Annotated in this window: 22 protein-coding genes; 4 read left to right on the forward strand and 18 right to left on the reverse strand. The window is 71.4% G+C overall.

The genetic code is table 11. The features are described from left to right. The first annotated feature begins 46 nt into the window (after positions 1-46). Positions 47-910, forward strand: a complete 864-nt coding sequence (locus AC0IY0_RS04810) for an outer membrane protein (protein WP_147909785.1) — start codon at positions 47-49, stop codon at positions 908-910. A gap of 215 nt (positions 911-1,125) precedes the next feature. On the opposite strand, the gene phnN is transcribed toward AC0IY0_RS04810, so the two are convergent. Genes phnN through phnG form a run of 8 tightly spaced genes read right to left on the reverse strand, consistent with a single transcriptional unit; the run spans position 1,126 to position 7,303 of the window. Further along, entirely contained in the window at positions 1,126-1,656 is a 531-nt protein-coding gene (phnN, locus tag AC0IY0_RS04815; RefSeq protein ID WP_471763189.1) for a phosphonate metabolism protein/1,5-bisphosphokinase (PRPP-forming) PhnN, read from the reverse strand. Continuing rightward, positions 1,656-2,792 carry an alpha-D-ribose 1-methylphosphonate 5-triphosphate diphosphatase gene (locus tag AC0IY0_RS04820; protein ID WP_471763190.1) on the reverse strand — a complete coding sequence of 379 codons (1,137 nt, stop codon included), beginning with the start codon at positions 2,790-2,792 and terminating at the stop codon, positions 1,656-1,658. The genes phnN and AC0IY0_RS04820 overlap by 1 nt, the downstream gene beginning before the upstream one ends. A gap of 9 nt (positions 2,793-2,801) precedes the next feature. After that, positions 2,802-3,506, reverse strand: a complete 705-nt coding sequence (phnL, locus tag AC0IY0_RS04825) for a phosphonate C-P lyase system protein PhnL (protein WP_147909788.1) — start codon at positions 3,504-3,506, stop codon at positions 2,802-2,804. Beyond that, positions 3,503-4,276 (reverse strand): phosphonate C-P lyase system protein PhnK, encoded by a 774-nt coding sequence (gene phnK / locus AC0IY0_RS04830; protein WP_147897533.1) that lies wholly within the window; start codon positions 4,274-4,276, stop codon positions 3,503-3,505. Before phnK ends, phnL begins: the two co-directional genes overlap by 4 nt. After that, positions 4,273-5,145, reverse strand: a complete 873-nt coding sequence (locus AC0IY0_RS04835; protein WP_187193519.1) for an alpha-D-ribose 1-methylphosphonate 5-phosphate C-P-lyase PhnJ — start codon at positions 5,143-5,145, stop codon at positions 4,273-4,275. The genes phnK and AC0IY0_RS04835 overlap by 4 nt, the downstream gene beginning before the upstream one ends. After that, complete coding sequence (locus tag AC0IY0_RS04840; protein WP_471763191.1) at positions 5,142-6,242, reverse strand: carbon-phosphorus lyase complex subunit; 1,101 nt, start codon at positions 6,240-6,242, stop codon at positions 5,142-5,144. Before AC0IY0_RS04840 ends, AC0IY0_RS04835 begins: the two co-directional genes overlap by 4 nt. A 3-nt stretch (positions 6,243-6,245) precedes the next feature. Continuing rightward, positions 6,246-6,833, reverse strand: coding sequence for a phosphonate C-P lyase system protein PhnH (gene phnH, locus AC0IY0_RS04845; protein ID WP_147940838.1), 588 nt, complete (start codon positions 6,831-6,833; stop codon positions 6,246-6,248). 2 nt (positions 6,834-6,835) lie between these two features. Then, complete coding sequence (gene phnG, locus AC0IY0_RS04850; RefSeq protein WP_471763192.1) at positions 6,836-7,303, reverse strand: phosphonate C-P lyase system protein PhnG; 468 nt, start codon at positions 7,301-7,303, stop codon at positions 6,836-6,838. A 79-nt stretch (positions 7,304-7,382) separates the two neighbouring features. Between phnG and phnF the strand changes: the two genes are divergently transcribed. Continuing rightward, positions 7,383-8,126 carry a phosphonate metabolism transcriptional regulator PhnF gene (gene phnF / locus AC0IY0_RS04855; protein ID WP_147909793.1) on the forward strand — a complete coding sequence of 248 codons (744 nt, stop codon included), beginning with the start codon at positions 7,383-7,385 and terminating at the stop codon, positions 8,124-8,126. 26 nt (positions 8,127-8,152) lie between these two features. Here phnF and phnE (AC0IY0_RS04860) read toward each other — a convergent pair whose 3' ends face one another. The 8 genes from phnE (AC0IY0_RS04860) to AC0IY0_RS04895 all read right to left on the reverse strand — a co-directional run bounded on the left by phnE (AC0IY0_RS04860) (position 8,153) and on the right by AC0IY0_RS04895 (position 17,767). After that, positions 8,153-9,022 (reverse strand): phosphonate ABC transporter, permease protein PhnE, encoded by an 870-nt coding sequence (gene phnE, locus AC0IY0_RS04860; RefSeq protein ID WP_147909794.1) that lies wholly within the window; start codon positions 9,020-9,022, stop codon positions 8,153-8,155. Then, the gene (gene phnE, locus AC0IY0_RS04865) at positions 9,019-9,900 is read right to left on the reverse strand and encodes a phosphonate ABC transporter, permease protein PhnE (RefSeq protein ID WP_147940835.1); all 882 of its coding nucleotides are present in this window, start codon (positions 9,898-9,900) and stop codon (positions 9,019-9,021) included. Before phnE (AC0IY0_RS04865) ends, phnE (AC0IY0_RS04860) begins: the two co-directional genes overlap by 4 nt. A gap of 25 nt (positions 9,901-9,925) precedes the next feature. Next, entirely contained in the window at positions 9,926-10,855 is a 930-nt protein-coding gene (phnD, locus tag AC0IY0_RS04870; protein ID WP_471763193.1) for a phosphonate ABC transporter substrate-binding protein, read from the reverse strand. A gap of 127 nt (positions 10,856-10,982) precedes the next feature. Then, positions 10,983-11,831, reverse strand: a complete 849-nt coding sequence (gene phnC, locus AC0IY0_RS04875; protein ID WP_147909797.1) for a phosphonate ABC transporter ATP-binding protein — start codon at positions 11,829-11,831, stop codon at positions 10,983-10,985. Positions 11,832-11,954: 123 nt separating this feature from the next. Continuing rightward, positions 11,955-12,587, reverse strand: coding sequence for an LbetaH domain-containing protein (locus AC0IY0_RS04880; protein ID WP_147909798.1), 633 nt, complete (start codon positions 12,585-12,587; stop codon positions 11,955-11,957). After that, entirely contained in the window at positions 12,580-13,266 is a 687-nt protein-coding gene (locus tag AC0IY0_RS04885; protein ID WP_471763194.1) for a DUF1045 domain-containing protein, read from the reverse strand. The genes AC0IY0_RS04880 and AC0IY0_RS04885 overlap by 8 nt, the downstream gene beginning before the upstream one ends. A gap of 25 nt (positions 13,267-13,291) precedes the next feature. Continuing rightward, positions 13,292-14,440 (reverse strand): ceramide glucosyltransferase, encoded by a 1,149-nt coding sequence (locus AC0IY0_RS04890; RefSeq protein ID WP_471763195.1) that lies wholly within the window; start codon positions 14,438-14,440, stop codon positions 13,292-13,294. A gap of 132 nt (positions 14,441-14,572) precedes the next feature. Then, on the reverse strand, positions 14,573-17,767 hold the full coding sequence (locus AC0IY0_RS04895; protein WP_471763196.1) for an autotransporter family protein: 3,195 nt from the start codon (positions 17,765-17,767) through the stop codon (positions 14,573-14,575). A 490-nt stretch (positions 17,768-18,257) separates the two neighbouring features. Between AC0IY0_RS04895 and AC0IY0_RS04900 the strand changes: the two genes are divergently transcribed. Beyond that, positions 18,258-19,886: an inorganic phosphate transporter gene (locus tag AC0IY0_RS04900; protein ID WP_471763197.1), complete on the forward strand. Its 1,629-nt coding sequence runs from the start codon at positions 18,258-18,260 to the stop codon at positions 19,884-19,886. A 120-nt stretch (positions 19,887-20,006) separates the two neighbouring features. Here the strand turns inward: AC0IY0_RS04900 and AC0IY0_RS04905 are convergent, their stop codons facing one another. Together AC0IY0_RS04905 and AC0IY0_RS04910 are read right to left on the reverse strand one after the other, a co-directional pair. Beyond that, positions 20,007-20,234 carry a hypothetical protein gene (locus tag AC0IY0_RS04905; protein ID WP_246692155.1) on the reverse strand — a complete coding sequence of 76 codons (228 nt, stop codon included), beginning with the start codon at positions 20,232-20,234 and terminating at the stop codon, positions 20,007-20,009. A gap of 15 nt (positions 20,235-20,249) precedes the next feature. Continuing rightward, positions 20,250-20,663 (reverse strand): Ros/MucR family transcriptional regulator, encoded by a 414-nt coding sequence (locus AC0IY0_RS04910; RefSeq protein ID WP_147909804.1) that lies wholly within the window; start codon positions 20,661-20,663, stop codon positions 20,250-20,252. Between the two features lie 252 nt (positions 20,664-20,915). On the opposite strand from AC0IY0_RS04910, the gene AC0IY0_RS04915 reads away from it, so the two are divergent. Then, positions 20,916-21,875, forward strand: a complete 960-nt coding sequence (locus tag AC0IY0_RS04915; protein WP_471763198.1) for a helix-turn-helix domain-containing protein — start codon at positions 20,916-20,918, stop codon at positions 21,873-21,875. Position 21,876 lies beyond the last annotated feature (1 nt).

Genomic DNA, 21,876 nt, shown 5'->3' on the forward strand with positions numbered 1-21,876 from the left:
CCGAGCTTAAGTGGGGACAACCACTGGTCACCCGGGTTCCGCGAACATGATGAAGAAGCTCCTCCTCGCCAGCGCTGCCACGGCCCTGGTCTCGACGGCCGCCGTCGCCGCCGACCTGCCGCGCCGCGCCGCGCCGCCGCCGGTCTTCACCCCGGTGCCGGTCTTCACCTGGACGGGCTTCTACGCGGGTCTCGAGTCCGCCTACACCTTCACCGACAACCAGCGCATCACCACCGTCGGCGTCCTGCCGGGCAACGCCAACAACGTGGCGCTCGGCCGCCGGCCGCTCCTGACCTCGACCTCGCAGGACGGCTTCGCCAACATCGGCGGCACCGCCGGCTACAACTATCAGTTCACGCCGGGCTCCGGCATCGTCGTCGGTGTCGCCAACAGCATCGACTGGACCGACATCACCAAGAACCGTGTCGTCCTCGGCACCGGCAACGTCGCGGGCGGCCCGCCGAACATCAGCCAGTTCCGCCAGAGCCTCGACTGGCTCGGCACCCTCACGGGCCGCGTCGGCTACGCGTTCGACCGGGTCATGGTCTACGGCATGGGCGGTCTCGCCTACGGCAACGTGTTCCACGACGCGAACTTCTACACCCCGGGCGGCGCCCTGCAGTTCGCCGGCCGCTACGACGACTTCAAGACCGGCTTCGCCTACGGCGGCGGCATCGAGTTCGCCATCCCGACCGACAGCTTCCTGAACACCTTCGCGGTCGGCAAGTACTTCGGCATCAAGTACGACGCCGTGACCATCAAGGCTGAGTACCTGCACTACGATCTCGGCAGCCAGAGCGTGCTCGTCGGCGCCATCCCGGGCGTCGGCACCGGCTCGTACATCTCGCGCTTCCGGACCGAGGGCAGCATCGTCCGCGCCGGCTTCAACTACAAGTTCGGCGGCTTCTAGGACTTCGCCACAGACACCGGCCCGGGAGCGATCCTCCCGGGCCATCCTTCGAGGGCGCGTGCCGGGACCGGTGCGCGCCCTTTTTCGTTGTGTTGTGGTCGGTTGCTTGCTGAGTACGCGAGAGCCGTGCCCGACCGCGTTGGTTCGGGCACGGCTCTCGGCTCTTGGTTTGACGCGCTCTCCGACGAACCGGAGCCACTTCGTCGAAGAGCGCTCTAGCGGGCGCGCAGATGCGCGATCAGCCGGGCCGCCGCCTCTTGCGGCGCACCCGTGTTGAGGATGGTGAGTTCGGCCGAGACCCGGACCTCGCGGGCCAGGCGCGCGGCGACGTCCCCGTCCTCCGGCCGGCCCCGGGCCGCGATCCGGCGTGCCAGGACCTCGGCAGGCGCCGTGACCTCGACCACGCTGACCGGCAGGCCGCTGCCCCGGGCCTCCTCGACGATCCGGCGGGAGACGTTGCAGACCACCACGCGATCGCCGCGCGCGCATTCGGCGGCCTGCGCCGGGATCGCGTAGCCCAGGCCGTGCGCCCGCCAGTGCAGCGTGAACACGCCAGCCGCACAGCCCCGTGCGAAGGCGGCCTCGTCGATCTCGTCGTTGTCCTCGTCGCCCGACGGCGGCCGGGTCACCAGGCGGCGCGGGAAGACGTAGCGCGGGTCGCCCGCCAACTCCGCCCGGGCGAGCCGGATCAGCGTATCCTTGCCGGCCCCGCTCGGGCCGACCACCAGGACCAGGCAGCCCGCCATCAGGCGACCCGCCGGCCGGTGCGCCAGACCTCGCGGACCACTGGAACCCCTTCGGCGCGCTGGACCCGCACCAGGTCGGCCCGCAGGCCGGGCGTCAGGGCGCCGCGGTCGGTCAAGCCGGTGGCGCGGGCGGGGTTGGCCGTGACGGTGGCCAGCGCCTGCGGCAGCGAGATCCCGGATGCCTGCTCGGGCAGCAGGAACGCGGCCATCAGCTGGCTCGCGGGCACGTAATCCGACGACAGGATGTCGAGGTGGCCGGCCTCGGCCAGCGCCAGGGCGGCGACGTTGCCGGAATGCGACCCGCCGCGGATCAGGTTCGGCGCGCCCATCATCACGGTGATCCCCCGCCCGTGCGCGGCCTCGGCCGCCTCCAGGGTGGTCGGGAACTCGGCGAGCGCCACCCCCTCCCCGGCCGCGAGTTCCACATCGGCCAGGGTCGTGTCGTCGTGGCTCGCCAGGGGTATGCCCATGTCTTTCGCGAACTGGACCAGGGCCGGGCGGTTGCGGCCGTTGAGGGCCTTGCCCTCCCGGATCTTGCGCTCGGTGTTGAGCCGGATCTCCTCCAGGGTCCGGCCGCCCCGCGTGGCGTAGGTGTAGTACTTCTCCATGTCGCGGAACTGGCGCTGGCCCGGGGTGTGGTCCATCAGCGAGATCAGGCCGATCGTGTACTGCGCCTTGAACTCGGCCACCGTGTCGAGGACGTCCGCCGAAGGCAGCTCGCAGCGCAGATGCGTGAAGTGCTCGGCCCGGAACAGGTTGCCGGCCCGCGCGGTCTCGATCGCGGCGGCCAGCTGTTTCAGCTCGGAGCCGAGGCCGCTGCCGTCGGGGTCGCTGCCGGCGCGCAGGGAATCGAACACCGTGGTGATGCCCGAGGCGGTGATCTGCGCGTCGTAGGCCAGCACCGCACCGAGCGGATGCCAGCGGACCTTGGGCCGGGGCGCGAAGTGGCTCTCGAGGTGGTCTGTGTGCAGCTCGATCAGCCCGGGGATCAGGTGGTCGCCGCCGAGGTCGAGGCCGCGCTCGGGCGCGCGCCCGGTGCCGATCTCCGCGATCAGGCCGTCGGCCACGGCGAGCCAGCCGTGCTCGACGCGGTCCGGCAGGACCAGGCGCGCGTTCTCGAGAATCAGGTCGCTCATCGGGTCTCCTCAGGCCGCCCGGGCTTGCGCGAAGCGGGTCACGTCGACGATTCGCGTCGCCACGGCATCACGCATCTCGCCGTCGTGGAAGATGCCGAGCACGCCGGCCCCCGCGGCCAGCTTCTCGCGGACCAGCTCGGCGACCACGGCGCGGTTGCTGGCGTCGAGGGACGCGGTGGGCTCGTCGAGCAGCAGCAGCGGCCGGTCGGCGATCAGCCCCCGGGCGATGTTGACGCGCTGCTGCTCGCCCCCCGAGAAGGTTGCGGGCGGCAGGCCCCACAGCCGGTCGGGCAGGTTCAGCCGGGCGAGCAGGGTCTTGGCCCGCGCGCGGGCTTCGTCCTCGGACAATCCGCCCTCGCGGCCGGCGGCCTCGACCACGTCGAGGGCCGAGACCCGCGGGATCACCCGCAAGAACTGCGACACGTACGCGATGACCCGGGCACGCAGCGACAGGATGGTGCGCGGGTCGGCCCGGACCACGTCGATCGCGGCGCCGCCGTCGCGGACCAGGATCGTGCCGGCATCGCAGCGGTAATTGCCGTAGGCCATCTTCAGGAGCGAGGACTTGCCGGCGCCCGAGGGTCCGCCGAGCACCACGCACTCGCCCGGCGCCACCGCGAGGCTCACGCCGCCCACCACCGGGAGCACCACGCCGCCGCGCAGGTGCAGGGTGAAGCTCTTGGCGACGTCCTGGAAGGTCAGAAGCGCGGTCATGCGGCGAGCACCGAGGAGACGAGGAGCTGGGTGTAGGCGTGCTCGGGGTCGTCGAGCACGCGGTCGGTCAACCCGGTCTCGATCACCCGGCCGGCCCGCATCACGGCGATCCGGTGGGAGAGCAGGCGCGCCACCGCGAGATCGTGGGTGACGATGATCACCGCCAGACCGAGCTCGGCCGAGAGCCGCCGGATCAGGTCGAGGAGCCGGGCCTGGACCGAGACGTCGAGCCCCGAGGTTGGCTCGTCCATCAGCACCAGCCGGGGGCCGGTGACGAGGTTGCGGGCGATCTGCAGGCGCTGGCGCATGCCCCCGGAGAACTGGCTCGGCGGGTCGTCCACGCGGGCCGCCTCGATCTCGACGCGGCCGAGCCAGTCGAGCGCCTGGCCGCGGATCCGGCCGTAATGGCGCTCGCCCATGCCCATCAGCCGCTCGCCGACATTGCCGCCGGCCGAGACCGCCATGCGCAGGCCCTGGCGGGCGTCCTGCCGGACGAAGCCCCAGTCGGTGCGCATCAGCCGGCGCAGTTCGGCGGGGCCGAGGTCGGCGAGGGTACGGCTCTGCCCGTCGCGCATCCGGTAGCGGACGCAGCCGGAATCCGGCGCCAGCTCGCCCGCCAGCAGGGACAGGAGCGTCGACTTGCCGGAGCCGGATTCGCCCACGATGGCGAGCACCTCGCCCTCGGTGACGTCGAGATCGACCCCCGCGCAGGCGAGCCGCGCCCCGTAGGCCTTGGTCAGGCCGTGGGCGGAAAGCAGCGGCGTGCTCATCGGGCGGCCTCCGCGACGCGGGTCTCGCAGATGTCGGTGTCCGAGCAGACGTACATCCGCCCCCCCGTGTCGTCAGTAACCACCTCGTCGAGGTAGTGGCCGCGGGCGCCGCACAGCGCGCAGGGCTCGGTGAATTCCTGGATCCGGAACGGATGGTCCTCGAAGTCGAGGCTGCGCACCGCGGTGTAGGGTGGCACCGCGTAGATGCGCCGCTCGCGCCCCGCCCCGAACAGCTGGAGCGCCGGGCAATCGTCCATCTTGGGGTTGTCGAATTTCGGCGTCGGCGAGGGGTCCATCACGTAGCGGCCGGCCACCTCCACCGGGTAGGCGTAGGTGGTGGCGATGTGGCCGTGGCGGCTGATGTCCTCGTAGAGCTTGACGTGCATGGCCCCGTACTCGGCGAGGGCGTGGAGCTGGCGCGTCTCGGTCTCGCGCGGTTCGAGGAAGCGCAGGGGCTCGGGGATCGGCACCTGGTAGACCAGCGTCTGCCCCTCGGAGAGCGGCGTCTCCGGAATGCGGTGGCGGGTCTGGATGATCGTCGCCTCGGTGGTGCGCGTGGTGGTGGCGACTCCCGAGGTCCGGGCGAAGAAACGCCGGATCGAGACGGCGTTGGTGGTGTCGTCGGCGCCCTGGTCGATCACCTTGAGCACGTCGGCCCGCCCCAGGATCGCGGCCGTGACCTGTACGCCGCCGGTACCCCAGCCATAGGGCATCGGCATCTCGCGCGAGGCGAACGGCACCTGGTAGCCCGGCACCGCGATGGCCTTGAGGATGGCCCGGCGGATCATCCGCTTCGTGCCCTCGTCCAGGTAGGCGAAGTTGTAGCCGGCGTCCGATCGGCTCGGTTCGGGCATCGCTGTCGCGCTCATTCGGCCGCCTCCTGCATGCTGTCTGAGTCTCGGAAGAACTCGGCGCGCAGGCGCCGGACCAGCTCCAGCTCCGCCTGGAAATCGACGTAGTGGGGCAGCTTCAGGTGCTCGACGAAGCCGGTCGCCTGCAGGCTGTCGCAATGGGCGAGGACGAATTCCTGGTCCTGGGCGGGGCTCGCCACCGGCTCGCCGAGTTCCTCCGCCCGCAGCGCCCGGTCGACCAGGGACATCGCCATCGCCTTGCGCTCGCTCTGGCCGAAGCTGAGCCCGTAGCCGCGGGTGAACTGGGGAGGCGTCGTCCCCGAGCCCTTGAACTGGGTGACCATCTGGCACTCGGTGAGCCGGATCCGGCCGAGCGGCACCGGGAAGCCGAGTTCCTCCGGCACGAACTCCACTGCCACGTCGCCGACCCGGATCTCGCCCACGAACGGGTGGGTGCGGCCGTAGCCCCGCTGGGTCGAGTAGCCGAGGCCGAGCACGAAGCCCTCGTCCCCCCGGGCCAGGGCCTGGAGGCGCAGGGCCCGGTCGGCGGGGTAGTCCACCGGCTCCCGGGTGAGGTCGCCCACGGGGGCGCCATCGTCCGGGGGCGAGGGCTCGATCAAGCCGTCCTGGGCCAGGACGTCGGTGACCCTGGGGCAGGTGCCGGCATCCGCGCGCGGCTCGGCCTCGGCGGCGGGCTCGACCGCGCCCTCGGCGGCCAGCGCGAAGTCGATCAGCCGGTGCGTGTAGTCGAAGGTCGGCCCCAGAACCTGGCCGCCGGGCAGGTCCTTGAAGGTCGCCGAGACGCGGCGGGCCACCGCCATGGCGCCGGTATCGATGGGTTTGGAGGCGCCGTAGCGCGGCAGAGTCGTCCGGTACGCCCGGACCAGGAACACCGCCTCGACCACGTCGCCGCGGGCCTGCTTGAGGGCCAGCGCGGCGAGGTCGGGATCGTAGAGCGAGCCCTCGGCCATAACCCGGTCGACCAGGAGCGCCATCTGCTCCCGGATCTGCGCCACGGAGAGTTCCGGCACGGCCGGGTCGCCGCGGCGGGCCTCGGCCAGGAGCCGGTGGGCGTTATCGATGGCGGCTTCGCCGCCCTTCACGGCCACGTACATCGGTCAGCTCTCCGTGACGGCGGTGGAGCGCGGCAGACCGGTGACGAGGCCGGGCGCGGTGAGGATCAGGTCGATCCCGAGGGGGAAGCCCGCGCGGTTCGCGACGAGCTGCGCCACGAATCCGTCCGGCATGGGCGCCAGGGCGATGCGGGTCGCACCCCTGATTCCGGGCCCGGTCAGGCGAAGCCCCTCCCCGGCCGCGATCCGGTCTAGGGCGAGGACCAGTGTGGTCGCGGTGTCGGGATAGGCCGGCGTGCCTTGCGCGAACCGGTCGAGCGGCGGGCAGCGGGCCGGATCGCACATCAGCGCGAAGGCCGCCCGGGCCGGGTCGTCCGTGAGCGGCGCGCCGGTGTGGAAGCGCAGGTAGGCGGCGACCTCGGGTGCGGCGGCGAGGCCTGGATCGAGCCAGACCGGCGTGTCGGCGTCGGTCAGCGCCAGCGCGACCGCGGCGAGTTCCGGGGTCAGCGGCGCGGGCGGCGCGAGCCGGATGTCGAGCCGCCGGGGCAGGCCGGGGCGGGCGAGCGCGTCCATCACCGCGCGGAACGTGCCCTGCGCGTCGTGGACCGGATCGGCGAAGCCGGGTGCGAGCATGCTCAATCCTCCCCGCGGACCAGCGTCAGGAAATCGACCCGGGTGGCGGCGCTGCGTCGGGCCGCCTGTCGGCCCGCGGCCTCGGCCCGTTGCGCGGCGGGCCGCAGGGCGGCCTCGACCCCGGCGCGTCGGGCCGGATCCTGCCAGAGCGCGTCCAGCGTGGCCGCGAGGCGCGCCTTCGTCCGGTCGCGGCCGAGATGATAGGCGAAGCCCGTGGCGCCATCCGGGAGCCGGATCGCCGCCCGGGTCACGCTCACCTCACCGAGGTTGAACGGCCGCCCGTCGCCGCCGATCCGGCCCGTCGCCATGACGAGGCCGGTCTCCGGGGGGCGCAGGTCCTCGGGGGCCGGGGCTTCGAGCGCCCGCAAGGCGGCGTCGAGGTCGTCCCGGCTGGCCTCGGCGCAGAGCGCCATGACGGCCTGCCGGGCCGCGATATCGTCTGGTCCCGAGTGTTGCGGGCTCGTCGCCATCGCGAATCCCTCTGTCGAGCTGTTGTCTAGTCGTGTAGACAACTAGCGCGCCGGGCGCAAATGAAGTTTGGATGACAGCATGGATGCACAGGAGCGGGCGCCCGGCCTCGTCCGGGGAGAGGGGCTGACGGCGTGGCGGCAGATCGCCGACGCGCTGAGCGCCGACATCGCGGCCGGGCGTTACGCGCCGGGCCAGCAGATGCCGACCGAGGCGGCGCTGGCCGCGCGCTTCGCCGTCAACCGCCACACGGTGCGGCGGGCGCTGGCCGCCCTGGCGGAGGGCGGCCTCGTGCGCGCCAGCCAGGGGCGCGGCACCTTCGTGGAGGAGGCGCCGCTGGCCTATCCGATCGGCCCACGCACCCGCTTCTCGGAGATCGTCACCGGGGCGGGGCGCGAGGCCTGGGGCGACCTGCTCGCCGCCGCCACCGTTCCGGCCGGGTCCAGGCAGGCGGCGGCCCTGGCGATCGAGCCCGGCGCGCCGATCCTGGAACTGCTGACGACCCACCGGGCGGACGCCGCCCCGATCTCGACCGCGCAGACCTGGCTGCCCCTGCCGCGATTCACGGACTTCGCCGCGGCTTACGCGGAGCGCGGCTCGATCACCCGGGCCTTCGCGGCCTGCGGCGTCCACGACTACACCCGGCTCTCGACGCGGATCCGCGCCCGGCCGGCCGATGCCCAGGAGGCAGAGCGCCTCGATATCGCCCCCGGGCGGGTCGTCATGGTGGTGTCGAGCGTCAACATCGACTCCGCTGGCGTGCCGATCCAGGCGAACCGCACCCTGTTCGCCGCCGACCGGGTCGAGTTGGTGATCGGCGGCTAAAGCGCGCGCCGCCGAGTTGGAGCCGGTCAGCGCGCCGCCGGCCCGATGATCGCCCGGCGCAGGCGGGTCGAGACCCAGTCGATCGCCGCCACGGTGGCGAGGATCATCAGAACCAGGAAGGCGACCTGCTTCAGCTCCAGCATGCGGATCAGCTCGGTGAGGTACTGGCCGATGCCACCCGCCCCGACGATGCCGATGATCGTCGCCGAGCGGGTGTTCGATTCGAAGAAGTACAGCACCTGGCTCGCCAGCACGGGCAGCACCCCCGGGATCAGCCCGAAGCGGATGCGATGCAGGGCCGAGCCCCCCGAGGCGACGACCCCCTCACCGGGTTTCCGGTCACAGGTTTCGATCGCCTCGGAGAACAGCTTGCCGAACGCCCCGAAATCCGAGCACGCGATGGCGAGCATGCCCGCGAAGGGGCCGAGGCCGACGACGTTGATCCAGATCAGCGCCCAGATCAGCACGTCCACGGAGCGCATCACGTCGAGGCCCCGGCGCACGGCGAAATGCGCGAACGGATTGGGCACGACGTTGCGGGCGGCCAGCAGCGCCACCGGGAAGGCCAGGATCGCCGCCGTCAGGGTGCCCAGGAAGGCGATGCCCAGGGTCTCGCCCAGCGCGTGGACGAAGGTGCCGAGATGCCCCTCCGGCGAGGGCGGCAGCATCAGCACCGCGAAGGTGCCGAGCCGGCCGAGCCCGTAGAGGATCCGGGCCGGCGACATCTCGAACTGCCAGGCGCCGAAGCCGGCCAGTCCGGCCAGGCCCGCGAGAACCGCCAGCCGGCGCAGCCGCGCGGCCCGATCGGTCCGGAACTGCGCGGGATAGCGGGCCCGCAGGCGCGCGAGATCGGCCCGGGCGGCCGCCCGCAGGGTTTCGGTTCCGCCGCCGCTCATCGGGCCTCCTCCAGGCCGGTCAGCCGGTGCCGGACCTGCTCGGTGGCGAGGTCGATGCCGACGACGGTCAGGATGATCAGCCCCAGGATCGCGCTGACATCCGCGTAGTAGAAGTTGCGGATCGCGGCCAGGAACTCCTGCCCGATGCCGCCGGCGCCGACGAAGCCCAGCACCGCGGCCCCGCGCACGTTGATCTCGAAGCGCAGCAGCGCATAGGAGACGAAGTTCGACAGCACCTGCGGCAGCACCGCGAAGCGCACGGTCTCGAGCCAGCTGGCGCCCGAGGCGGACAGGCCCTCCACCGGGCGCATGTCGATATTCTCGACCACCTCGGAGAACAGCTTGCCGAGCGCCCCCGTGGTGTGGATCGCCAGGGCCAGCACGCCGACCATCGGGCCGAGGCCGAAGGCGATCACGAACAGCAGCGCGAACACCACGTCGGGAATCGTGCGGCACACCTCCAAGACGCGCTTGGCGAGGAAGCGCACCGGGGCCGACCGGACCAGGTTGGCGGCCGCGACGAAGCTGAGGGCGAAACCCGCAACCGCCCCGAGCAGGGTTCCGAGATACGCCATCAGCAGCGTCTCGCCGAGCAGGGCGAGCCAGCCCGGCAGGCCCCAGTACCAGGCGCGCATGTCCGCCACTGGGTGATCGAGGCCGATCGGCGGCCAGATCTGCTCGATATAGGCGGTGAACTTGCCGATGTTCGCGACGAGGACCAGCGGCCGGACCTCGGCGACGAGCCCGGCCAGGAGCGCCAGCACCGCCAGGACTGCGAAGCTCGCGAGGGTGCGGCGGCGGGCGGAGCCGCTCGCCGCCGCGTACAGGCCGGAGAGGGCGGCGACCCGCTCCGGCGGCAGGGGTGTCAGGCCGCGCAAGGCCGGCGCCTCCTCAGCAACGCGATCAGGACTTCTTGCGCTGCTCGTCGTTGAACTTCAGCATATCGATGACCGGCTGGTAATCCTTGAGCGTCACCGGGGTGAGGCTGAGATCCTTGCCGTCGGACAGGCGGTCGAACGCCGCCTTGTCGGCCTTCGGCAGGTCGAGGAAGGCCTGGCGGATCTTGGCCTTCAGGTCGTCCGGCAGGCTCGCCAGCACGGCGTAGGGGCCCTCCGGCAGGAAGTCGGACTTGAACACCACCCGGAAGTCCGACTGCTTCATCGGCGTGCCGTCCGGGTTCTTCAGGACGCCCTTGGCGACCATGCGGGTCACCATCGTGTCGGTCTCGGAGTTCCACAGGTTGGCGGCGGCCTCGACGGTGCCCTGGGTCAGCGCCAGGACCGCGTTCTCGTGGCTGCCGGCGAAGACAGCCTTGCCGAAATACCGGTCCACGTCGTAGCCGGCCCGCTTGAGGAAGAAGCGCGGCGCCTGGTTGCCGGAGGTGGAGTTCGGGTCGACCAGGGCGAGGTTCTTGCCCTTCAAATCCGCCACCGTCTTGTACGGGCTGGAAGCCAGCACGTAGAGCACCGAGTAATAGCCCGAGGCGCCGGTCTCGTGCTGCGGGTTCACGAGCGGCTCGATCTTCACACCGGTCATCACGGCCCGGCCGAACGAAGCGGCGCCGTAGAACGCGATCTGGATGTTGCCGGCCCGCTGGCCCTCGATCACCGCGGCGTAGTCGCTGGCGACCCGCAGCTTGACCGGGACGCCGATCGTCTTGGTCAGGTAGTCGGCCAGGGGCGCGTAGCGGTCGTTGGTGCCGCTGGCATTCTCCATCGGGATGACCGCGAGGGTCAGCTCGGGATACTTGGCCTTCCACTCCTGGGCGGCGGCCGGAAGGCTGAAGAGGGCGATCGACGCCGCGGCGGCGGCAAGGGTGCGTCGGGTGATCATCGGGTGGTCCTCGGGTCTGTTCAAGCGCTGGATTGGCCGGCCGCGCGGTCGGCGCGTCCGGTCGGGCGTTTCCATCCGTCGTTGTTGGGGGCCTCGAGCCCGGTGCGCCGGGGACCGGCGCCCCGGCTCAGGCGCCGATGGCGGCCTCGCGGATGGGCTGGGCCGGGACGAGGCCGGGCAGCCCCGGCAGGGCCGCCCGCTGCTCGGCCTCGCGCTCCGGGGAATCGTCCAGCACCTCGCCCGCCTCCAGGCCGTAGAGCCGGCGCGCCACGTCCTCGGTGAGGTCGAACGGGCCGCCCTCGAACACCACCCGGCCTGCGGCGAGCCCAACGAGGCGGTCGCAATAGGCCCGGGCGAGATCGAGGGAATGCAGGTTGCACAGGACCGTGATGCCGTAGCGCCGGTTCACGGCCGCCAGGGCATCCATCACCAGCCGGGTGTTGCGCGGGTCCAGGGACGCCACGGGCTCGTCGGCGAGCAGGATCTCGGGCTCCTGCACCAGCGCCCGGGCGATGGCGACGCGCTGCTGCTGGCCGCCCGACAGGCCGTCGGCCCGCTGGCCGGCGAACTCGCCCATGTCGAAGCTCTCCAGGGCGGCGAGGGCCATGGCCCGATCCTCGTCCGACCACAGCCGGAGCAGGGAGCGGTGGGTCGGCACATGGCTCAGCCGGCCCATCAGCACGTTGGTCATCACGTCGAGGCGGCCGACCAGATTGAACTGCTGGAAGATCATGGCGCAGCGGGTGCGCCATTCGCGGAGCGGCCGACCGCTCAGGCCGGTGATGTCGCGGCCGTCATAGAGGATGCGCCCGGAACTCGGATCGGCGAGTCGGTTGATCAACCGCAGGAGCGTTGATTTGCCGGCTCCCGATCGGCCGATCACACCGACGAAGCTGCCGCGCTCGATCCGCAGCGAGACTTCGTCCACGGCTCGACGGCCGCCGTACTGACGCGTGAGATCCTCTACGACGAGCATAAACATCCATCCGCTGCGGGGTGGAGGCAGCTAAACGCCTCTTCCACGACGGTTGAATGACGAATACAAAATGATTTCTTTAGTCGGCGCACCAAATCCGATGTTGCGCGCCCCGGCGTCTCCCTACGTGCCCGACCGACTGGTGTACCGCTCCAGGAAGTCTTCGATCGGCAGCGCGCGGAAATCCGGAAGCGCCTTGCGCAGGCGGTCGTGGTCCCAATCCCACCAGGCGAGGCGCTCCAGCCGCTCGGCGACCGGCTCGGGGAAGCGGCGGCGCACCGGTCGGGCCGGGTTGCCGACGACGATCGTGTAGGCCGGGACGTCCCGCGTGACGATCGCGCCCGCCCCGACCACGGCGCCGGTGCCGATGCTGCGGCCGGGCAGCACCACCACCCCATGGCCGATCCAGACGTCGTGGCCGATGGTCACCGGGCTTGCCCGGCGGCGCGCGAAGAACGCGTCCTCGTCCGCCTCCTCGGGCCAGTAGGCCTGGGCCCGATAGGTGAAATGCGCCTGGCTCGCGCGTTCCATCGGGTGGTTGCCCGGGTTGATCCGCACCGCGGCGGCGATCGAGCAGAACTTGCCGATGGTGGTGTAGATCACCTCCCCGTCCTGGGCGATGTAGGAATAATCGTCGAGGACGGTCTCGGTCAGGCGCGTGCGGGCGCCGATTTGCGTGTAGCGGCCGAGATGGCAGTCGACGATCCGGGCGCTGGGGTCGACGGCCGCCTGGAGGCCGAGATGCTGGTCAGCCATGCGCGTCTCCGAAAGGCAGGCGCGCCAGCAGCCGGAACGGCTCGGCCCCGTCCTGCACGAGCACGCTCAGGGCGTCGATCACCACGGGCTCAGGTCGCGTGGCCGCGTAGGCGTCGGACAGGCGGCGCAGCCAGGCGGCGCGGTCGGGATCCGGCAGCGCGTCGGTCAGCGTCATGTGGAACTGGAAAGCCTCGAAGACATACGGATAGCCCCAGCGGGCGAGCAGGGTGCGGGCGCGCGGATCGAGGCGCTCCGGGCGGCGCTTGGCGCGCTCGCTCTCCGACAGCGGCGCCCGCCACGGGTCCAGGACGGCGACGCATTCGGCGGCGAGCAACCCGAGCTCCGGCGGCGGAGCCGCGGGGACCAGCGCCAGGAACGGCCCGAGCGCCGCGACGGCCAGCGGCCCGAGCGCCACCGGCGGGTGCCCGATTGCGAGGTCCCGCACCGCCGCGACGAGGTCCGCCTCCTCGGTGCCCGGGGCGAGGCGCATCGGCGCCTTCAGGGTCGCATGGAACCCGTAGACCCGGGCGCCCGCCGTGACGGCGGCGAGGTCGCCGAGGGCCTGCGGATGCAGCACCGGCGCGCCGGCGGCGTTGTCGTAGCCGAGCACGGCGTTGCCGAAGGCGGCCAGGCCCGAGCCGGGCGGGGGGAGCCAATAGAGAGCGTAGCGGCGCGTCATGTGATGAACTCCGGCCTCCGCGCGGTCACGCCGTCGGCGCGCAGGCGCGGTCGACGCTGGCGCGGCGCGGGCGCACATCCATGGCGTTGCCGCGCCAGACGATGGCGCTCTGCACCCAGGCGGCGAGCCACAGGGCCGGGATCAGCGCGTCGCGCACCAGGAACGCCGCCAGCATGCGCGGCCCGCGTTGCCAGCCCGCGCGGACCGCGAGCCGGTACTCGGCCCCATAGCACAGCCCGATGAGGCCGGCAGCGCCCGCGAGGCCGGCCGGGCTCCCGGCCCAGAGCGCCACCAGCAGCGCCGGCAACAGGACCCCGCTGCCGATCTCCGGGATGAAGAACAGCGCGAAGGTCACCCGGCGCAGGCGCGCCCAGCGCAGCTGCCGCGCCCAGACCTCGCGGAAGCCGCGCCGTCCCAGCGGCTGCTCGAACGGGCTCGAAACGAGGTGGACGCGCTTGCCGGCGGCGCGCACCAGCTTGGTGGCGGCTGCATCCTCGGCGATCTCGGAGGCCAGCGCCTGAAGGCCGCCCCGGGCCTCCAGGAACGGCTTGTGCCAGAGCATGCTCTTGCCCTGCGCGAAGCCCAGGCCGAACGCCTCGGCCGCGTATTGCCAGCGGGCCTGCAGGGTGTTGAGGAAGGCGCATTCCACCTCGGCCATGAAGCTGCCCGGCCGGGCGCCCGCCGGGGTCGAGCAGACCAGGCCGGTGTCGGACCGCCAGGCCGCCTGCAGCCGCTGAAGATAATCCGGCGGCATCGCGACGTTGGAATCGGCGAGCACGATCCAGTCATGCGCGGCGGCGCGCCAGCCGCGGACGCAATTGTTCAGCTTGGGATTGTCGCTCACGCGTTCGTCGCCGAGGATCAGCCGGGCCGGCACCTGCGGGTGGTCGGCGATCAGGCGCTGCACCCGCGGGACGATCGGATCGCCCGGGTCGGCCACGCAGAAGATCAACTCGTAGGCCGGATAGGCGAGGCGGAAGCTGCGGACCAGCATCTCGTCGCTGAACGCCTCGACCCCGTGGAGCGGCCGGACCAGGGAGACCGGGGCACCGGCCGGGAAGGTGGACGCGCCGTGGACCGTCCCGATGCGCCGGCCCGCGATCGCGATGCTGGCGATCTGGATCAGGGCCAACAGCGCACCGAGGGACAGGGCCGACACCGTGGGGTCAATCATGCGGATCCCTCGTTCACGCTCGTGATCGGCCCGGATCGTCGGCGAGTGCGCGTGGCATCAGGGATTTCGAGCCGCACCCGGTCGGGCGCGGCTCTAACGGCCGGACCGCGTCAGCCGTGTGACAGAGGCCCCTCAGAACCGAAGGGTCAGGTTGCCCTTCACGGCCTGGTCCTGGGCCCGGGCGCCGACTTGGCCGGTATAGGCCACGCCGAGCGTCGCGTTCGGCGCCACCGCCAGGTCGAGCCCGGCGCCGGCCACCAGCGCGTCCCGGTCGATCGGCACCCCCGCGCTCAGGAAGGCGGGGCCGGTGCCGAAGCTCAGCAGGGCCGCCGGCACGACGTCGCCGAACGCCCGCCGGTAGCCGAGCAGGCCGTGCGCCGTCACCGGAACACCGAAGCCGAGATCGAAGCCCGTCTGCCCCCGCACGCCGACGGTCGCCGCGCCGAGGTCGTAGCCGCGCCCGTAGCTGACCAGCGCCGCTGCGCCGCCGGTCTCGGCGAACCCGTCGCGCCGGATGCCGACATAGGCCGCGCCCACGAACGGCTCGATGTAGGAGGCCGCCGCCCGTCCGTCCCGCGACGCCGGGGCCGACGGCACGCTCAGCGTGAACCGGTAGCCGATCTCGCCGAAGCCCTGGACGGTGTGGCCGCCGCCATGCCCGGTCGGGCTGTCCGCCAGGCCGTACAGGACGCTGCGCCGGGTGCGGGTGTCGGTGTCGGCGTAGAGGGCGCCCAGCCGCACTTCGATCGGGCCGAACGCGGTGCCGCCGTAGACGCCGCCGAAGCCGCTCTTGAGCGTCGCGCTCTCGGATGGGCTGGCGGCGCCCAGCCGCGCGCCCCTGCCCTGCCGGCCGACGCTGTCGAGGTTGGCCTCGGTGTAGCCGCCGACCAAGCCGAACCGGAGCCCGCTCGGCAGCCGGATGTCGGCGCCGAGCGCGAAGCCGGCGATCTGCCGGTCGAGGTCGAAGGCGTTGCCGCCCCCGCCGGCCGTGCCGAACGCGCCGAAGCCCTGGCCCCAGAGCCCGAACACCCGCGGGTCGAGGATCCGCGTCGGCACGCTCGCCACCACGGGCGTCCGGCCCGGCAGGTCGGCGCTGTAGGCCGCCGGCACGCGGCCGTCGTCGAGGCTCGGGGCCGACCCGCCCCAGCGCAGCCGGTCGAGCACCGCCTCGCGCACGAAGAACGCCGTCTCGTAGGCGGTCGACACCGTGCTGGCGTGGATGTCGCCAGCGAGCGCCCGGAAGCCGTCGGCGGCCTCCGCGGTGGTGAACGCCAGGGCGGCGTCGTAGGCCCGGCCGGACCCGGCCGCCTGGAGCGCGTTGGCGGACGCGACGCCGTTGCGCCCGGTGGCGCCGGCGGCCAGCGGGACGTCGTTGCGGGTCAGCGTCAGGGCGACGTCGTTGGGCAGGTAGCGCAGGCCGGGGCTGAGGAAGGCGAGGTTCGCCGTGACCCCGTCGAACCGTCCCGAGACGCCGCCGGCCGCGCTCAAGATCGCGTAGGTTGTGCGCGGGCCATAGGCGCCGGAGGCAGCCACGACCTGCACGGTGCCGCCGCCGAGCGTCACGGCGCCGCCGGCCGCGATCTTGTCGGCTTGTCCGGCGGCGTTGGCCTCGACCCGGTAGACCGAGCCCGGCGCGAAGGCGACCGCGCCGGCGACGTTGAGGGTGCCGATCGAGTTCCCCGGCGCCACGGTGCCGCCCGAGAGGGCGTTGAGGCCGCCGAGCGTGCCCGAGCCGCCGAGCAGGCCGCCGGCCCCGACCGAGACGGTGCCCGCGATGGTGCCGTTGGCGTAGAGCACGCCGCCTGTTCCGACGCCGACATCGATGCCGAGGCGGTCGCTCGTGTCCATCCACAGGGTGCCGGTGACGGCTCCGAAATAGCCGGCGGCGGAATAGAGGTCGATGCGGCTCCAGTAGCTGAGCGGGCTGCCGTAGAAGGCCGCGAGCGCGTTGGTCTGCGTGTTGACGACGATCTGGTTGATCGTGGCGGTCGAGAGCTGGCCGTAGAGGCCGCCCTGCGGGGCGAGCGTGCGGGCGGCGGCGGTCGATCCGCCGTAGAGCGGCGCCAGCAGGATCGCGGCGTCGGGTCCGCCGGCGGGGGCCGCCTCGCGCGGGGCCTGGGCGAAGGTCAGGGTCGGCAGGCCGTAGGTCAGGCGCTGCTGGTAGGCGGCCTGGGTGGCGGCCGACGGGAGATAGGGGTTTCCGGCGCTGTTGGCGGCGCCGCTCGCGCAGGCCGCGACGGTGTTGCCGCATTGGGCGGCGAGATAGGCCTGAAGCTGCCCCTGCGCCTGCACGAACTGGTTCGGCAGGTTGATCGCCACGCCGGTCACCGCGGCGTTGTTGACGTAGGCCGGGTTCGTGAACGCCTGGGCCAGGTCGTAGGCCGCCAGCGCCCGGCTGCCGATCACGTCGAGGGGGTAGTGGACGCCGAGCACGATCCGGCTCTCGCCGTACTCGGAGGCCCGCAGCAGCACGTTCTGGTATTGCTGCGGCACCAGCATCGCCAGCAGGTAGCCGCTGGTGAACGCGTAGGTGGTGTGCCCGCTTGGGAAGGAGGCGTTGGTCGCGAGGCCGGTCAGCGCCGTCGGATCGAACGGGTTGATGCGGCCGGGCGCGACCTGGACCGGGCGCGACGAGCCGTAGACGTCCTGGCCCGGCTGGGTGTTGGTGACCCCGTAGGCGCGGTCGTAGACGCTGTTGGTGGTGTTGGGCAGGCCGTCATACGTCGGCAGCCCGTAGCCCGCGGGCGCCACGGCCGGCACCGCCACGTAGTTGGCGGGTGTCACGCTCGGGTTGTTGGCCGCGCCGTTGGCGAAGTAGTTCTTGGCGACGCCGAGGTTGTTGCCCGTGAACGTGTTGGCGTTGACCAGCAGGTTGACCACGCCGCCGAGGGCGCCGTTCACGCCCTGGGCGGTCCCGCGCTGGTAGATCGGGCCGAGCTGCGCACCGAGGCCGCCGACCCGTTGCTGCGGGACGATGCCGTTGATCGGCGTCTGTCCGGGCAGGCCGCCGGCGATGTTGGCCGCGACGCCGTAGCTGCCGAGCCCCGAGGACGACAGGGCGTTGCTCGCCGCGCTGAGCAGGTTCTTGTCGCTGATCGCCACCTGCTGCCGGGCGAGGTCCGCGCCGGTGTTGAGGGCGATCGTCTGCGCCAGGTTCAGGCTCAGCGTCGCCTGCCCGGCCGCCGTTGCGTTGAGCGCCAGGTACGGCGCCAGCAGGTTGAGCACGTTGACGTCGGAGGCCGTGGTGTTGACGGTCTGCGCCTGCACCCCCGACCCGCACGCGGCGACCATCAAGGCCGCGATCGAGACCCCATAGCGAACACTCATTCCTGGCCCCCAAGCCTGCGGCCCTTCGGCCTGCGGCGGGAGATTTAGCCACTTCCGCGAACGCGAATGCGTCATAATCCATTCACAAAGCCCTGAATCATCGCGTGTATCCTGTCAGCAACAGCCAGACATCTTAGCCGGCGCAAATCCAGGGTCATCTTCATCTAGCGCTTTGCTTCCAGCGCCGCGACCGCGGCTCCGCAAACGCGTCACGCTGCACTCCAGGCCGGACGCCTCCCCGTCGATCGGTGCGGGCCATCGCCGGACGGATGTCCGGTACCGGAACCGGGCGCGGTCGTATCAGTAAACACCCCGGCCCAGACCTCGAAGTGGGCGGAATAGACTTCGTGCAGATTGATATTTTTGGATCGTCGGCGGTAGGCGCACGAATATAATGCTTCGCTGAATACCTTCGGTAAAATGTCACTGAAACGTCATCCCACAATCTTAATCCCGCCTCGCTTCCGAAGACGATTCAACGCGAGGGCCCATGTCCGATTCCGCCGTCATTCCGCAACACGGGGTGGGGAACAGGCCCGCGGGCGGTCCGCGCCTCGAGCACGGGATCCATCTGGGGGGCGTCGTCGCCTTCCTGGCGGTTCTGGTGGCCGGGCTCGGCTACGCGGTGGTGAGCCTCATCGCCGACATGAACGCCGTCGGCGAGGCGCCGCTGGCCTACGGGGCCTTCGCGCTGCTCGGGCTCGCGCTGCTGATCGCCCTCGCCTTCGAGTTCGTGAACGGGTTCCACGACACCGCCAACGCGGTGGCCACCGTCATCTACACCCACTCGATGCCGCCGCTGGTGGCGGTGGTCTGGTCGGGCTTCTTCAACTTCCTGGGGGTGATGCTGTCCTCGGGCGCGGTGGCTTACGCCATCGTCACCCTGCTGCCGGTGGAGCTGATCCTGCATGTCGGCTCGGGAGCCGGCTACGCGATGATCTTCGCGCTGCTGCTCGCCGCCATCATCTGGAACCTCGGGACCTGGGCCTTCGGCCTGCCGAACTCCTCGTCGCATGCGCTGATCGGCTCGGTGCTGGGCGTCGGCCTCGCCAACCAGCTGATGGGCGGCGGCGACGGCACCGCCGGCGTCGACTGGAACCAGGCGTTCAATGTGTTCAAGGCGCTGCTGTTCTCGCCCCTGTGCGGCTTCGCCCTCGCGGCGCTGCTGCTGCTGGCCCTGAAATTCGCGGTGCGCCGCAAGGACCTCTACGAGGCCCCCAAGGGCGAGGCGCCGCCGCCGCTGTGGATCCGCAGCCTCCTGATCCTGACCTGCACGCTGGTGTCGTTCTTCCACGGCGGCAACGACGGCCAGAAGGGCATGGGCCTGATCATGCTGATCCTAATCGGCGCGGCGCCCACCGCCTACGCGCTGAACCGCACCATGTCGGACGACACGACCCCGGCCTTCATCCAGACCTCGGCGGCGGCGAGCCAAGTGTTCTCCGCCCGGGCCCCCGGCGCTCCCCAGCCGGAGACGGCGCAGGCGCGCCGGACGGTGACGGACGCCCTCAAGTCCAAGGACCTGAACCGGCCGCCGGTCTACGCCGCGCTCTCCGCCCTCGCGACCGACATCGCCGCCAGCGTGAAGAATTACGGCGCGATCCGCACCGTCCCGGCCGCCCAGACCGAGAACCTGCGCAACGCCATGTACCTCACCGCCGACGCGGTGCGGCTGCTGCCCAACGCCGGGGCTGATCTGTCCGAGGCCGAGAAGTCGACCCTGAAGAGCTACACCGGGCTGCTCAACAACGGCACCCGCTACATCCCGGGCTGGGTGAAGGTCTGCGTCGCCCTGGCGCTCGGCCTCGGCACCATGGTCGGCTGGAAGCGCATCGTCGTCACGGTGGGCGAGAAGATCGGCAAGACCCACCTCACCTACGCCCAGGGCGCGTCGGCCGAGATGGTCGCCGCGGGGACGATCGGGCTTGCCGAACTCTACGGCCTTCCGGTCTCGACCACGCACATCCTGTCCTCGGGCGTCGCCGGGACGATGGCCGCCAACGGCTCGGGCCTGCAGATGGCCACGGTGCGCAACGTGGCCCTCGCCTGGATCCTGACCCTGCCGGCCGCCATCACGCTGGCCGCGACCTTGTTCTTCCTGCTGCGCCACGTGTTCTGACGCCGCGGGTATCGGCGGGGCCGAGCCCCGCAATCCACGGACAAGCATGACGACGGACAGGGCCGTTTCCGCACCCCGCGGAAACGGCCCTGTCCGTTCCGGCCCCGGTTTCCCGAGGCCTCAAGGGCGCGCCATGGCACGCACGAAGGCGAGGCAGGTGCGGCGCGCGGCGACGGTCTCGATCGCCATGAAGGCCGTCACGAGATCCGCCGCCTGAGCCACGGCCTCGCGCGGCTCGGGCTCGTCCGGCAGGAAGGCGGCGACCGGCATGCGGAGCGTTCCGGCGATCCGCTCGAGGATCTCCACGGAGCGATCCGCCTCGGGCAGCCCGTGAACCGGATGGGTCATGGCGCAGGCCATCGTTCAGGCCGCCTGGTTACCGAGCTGGATCGCCCGGGCGATCTCCGAACGCCGCTTGGCGTAGCCGGGAGCCACCATCGGGTAGTTGGCCGGCAGGCCGAACTTGGCGCGGTAGCGCTCCGGGGTGAGACCGTTGGCGGTGAGGTGGCGCTTCAGCGTCTTGTACGACCGGCCGTCGATGAAGCTGATCAGGCCGTTCTCGCCGATCGAGGCCTCGACCTCCGCGGCGGCCGGGCCGGTCCAGGACCGGGCGGAGCCGGCGGGATTGCGCTGGAGCACCGAGATCGCGGCATGGACCTGATCGATCAGCACCGGCAGATCCCCTGCCCCCACAGGGTTTCGCGACACGTAAGCGGCGACGATCGCGCCGACTTTCTCGAGCAGGAAGGAAGAGCGGGCTTCGGGTTCGTTGATCATGTCAGGATCTGCTGTTCAATCTCGCGTTATCAAAACCCCGCCTCTGTCGAACGACGGCCCGAAGGTCCGCCCCAGTGATCGACATCCGCGAAGGCCCCCACCGGCGGTGAGTTGCCAATTTCACCTCAGGTTGCTCAAATGCATCCCTTGAGGCTGAAAATAATATACAATATGTATCGGACGGCGCTTGTCTGGCGACGCGGATCCCTTGTTCCGGCCGCGCGAAATGCCGGTCGATCGAAAAATTTACTTATGGAAGCATTGTTTTCGACCGAGGGTCTTAACCCCCTGCACAGCTTTCGGCGCTGGCGGGAGGCGATTTTCAGCCGGGGTGTCCCCCTCGAGCAGACGCGCCTCGACGACCGTCCCTTCCGGGCCAAGCTTGAAGCCGCGAGCGTCGGCCCGCTGGTGCTGACCCGCGTCACGCACGGCGCCATGCGCAGCGAGGCGACGCGCGGGCTGATCCGGCGCAACGGCAAGGACGGCACCGTCGTGGTGATCTTCAAGGTCGCCGGCACGTCGAAGCGCAGCCAGGATGGCCGCAGTTCGGTGCAGCGCCCCGGCGAGGTCGTGGTGATCGATCATCGTCCGGCCGCGCACGAGTCGAGCACGGACAGCCAGTCCCTGTTCCTGGAGCTGCCCCGGGAGCGCCTGGAGAGCGTGCTCGGGTCCACCCGGCGCTACACATCCCTGACGATGGGCGCCGACGTCGTCTCGACGGGGCTGACGGTCACGTTCTTCCAAGAGCTTGTCCGGTTGCGCGACCGGCTCGACCCTGACTCGGCCACCCGGATGGCGTCGGTCGGCGTGGACCTGATCGTCGCCAGCATCGCCGAGCGCCTGACGCTCGACGTGTCCCAGCCCCTGCACGGCACCGTCGTGGTCCAGCGCGCCAAGGCCCATGTCGAGGCCCATCTCGGCGACTCGACCCTCGACCCGCCCCAGCTCGCGGCGGCGGTGGGCGTGTCGCTGCGCCGGCTCCAGGAACTGTTCCACGCGCGCGGCCAGCACATTTCCGACTGGATCTGGCAGCGCCGCCTGGAGGCGTCGGCCAAGCGCCTCGCAGACCCGGGCTGCGCCCAAATGCCGATCGGATCCCTGGCCTTCGGCTGCGGCTTCGCCAACCAGGCCCACTTCTCCCGCCGCTTCAAGGAACGCTACGGCATGGCTCCCCGGGAGTATCGCCACGCGGCCTTCGTGGGCACCCCGTAGA

The sequence above is a fragment of the Methylobacterium sp. AC315 genome (assembly GCF_979253755.1).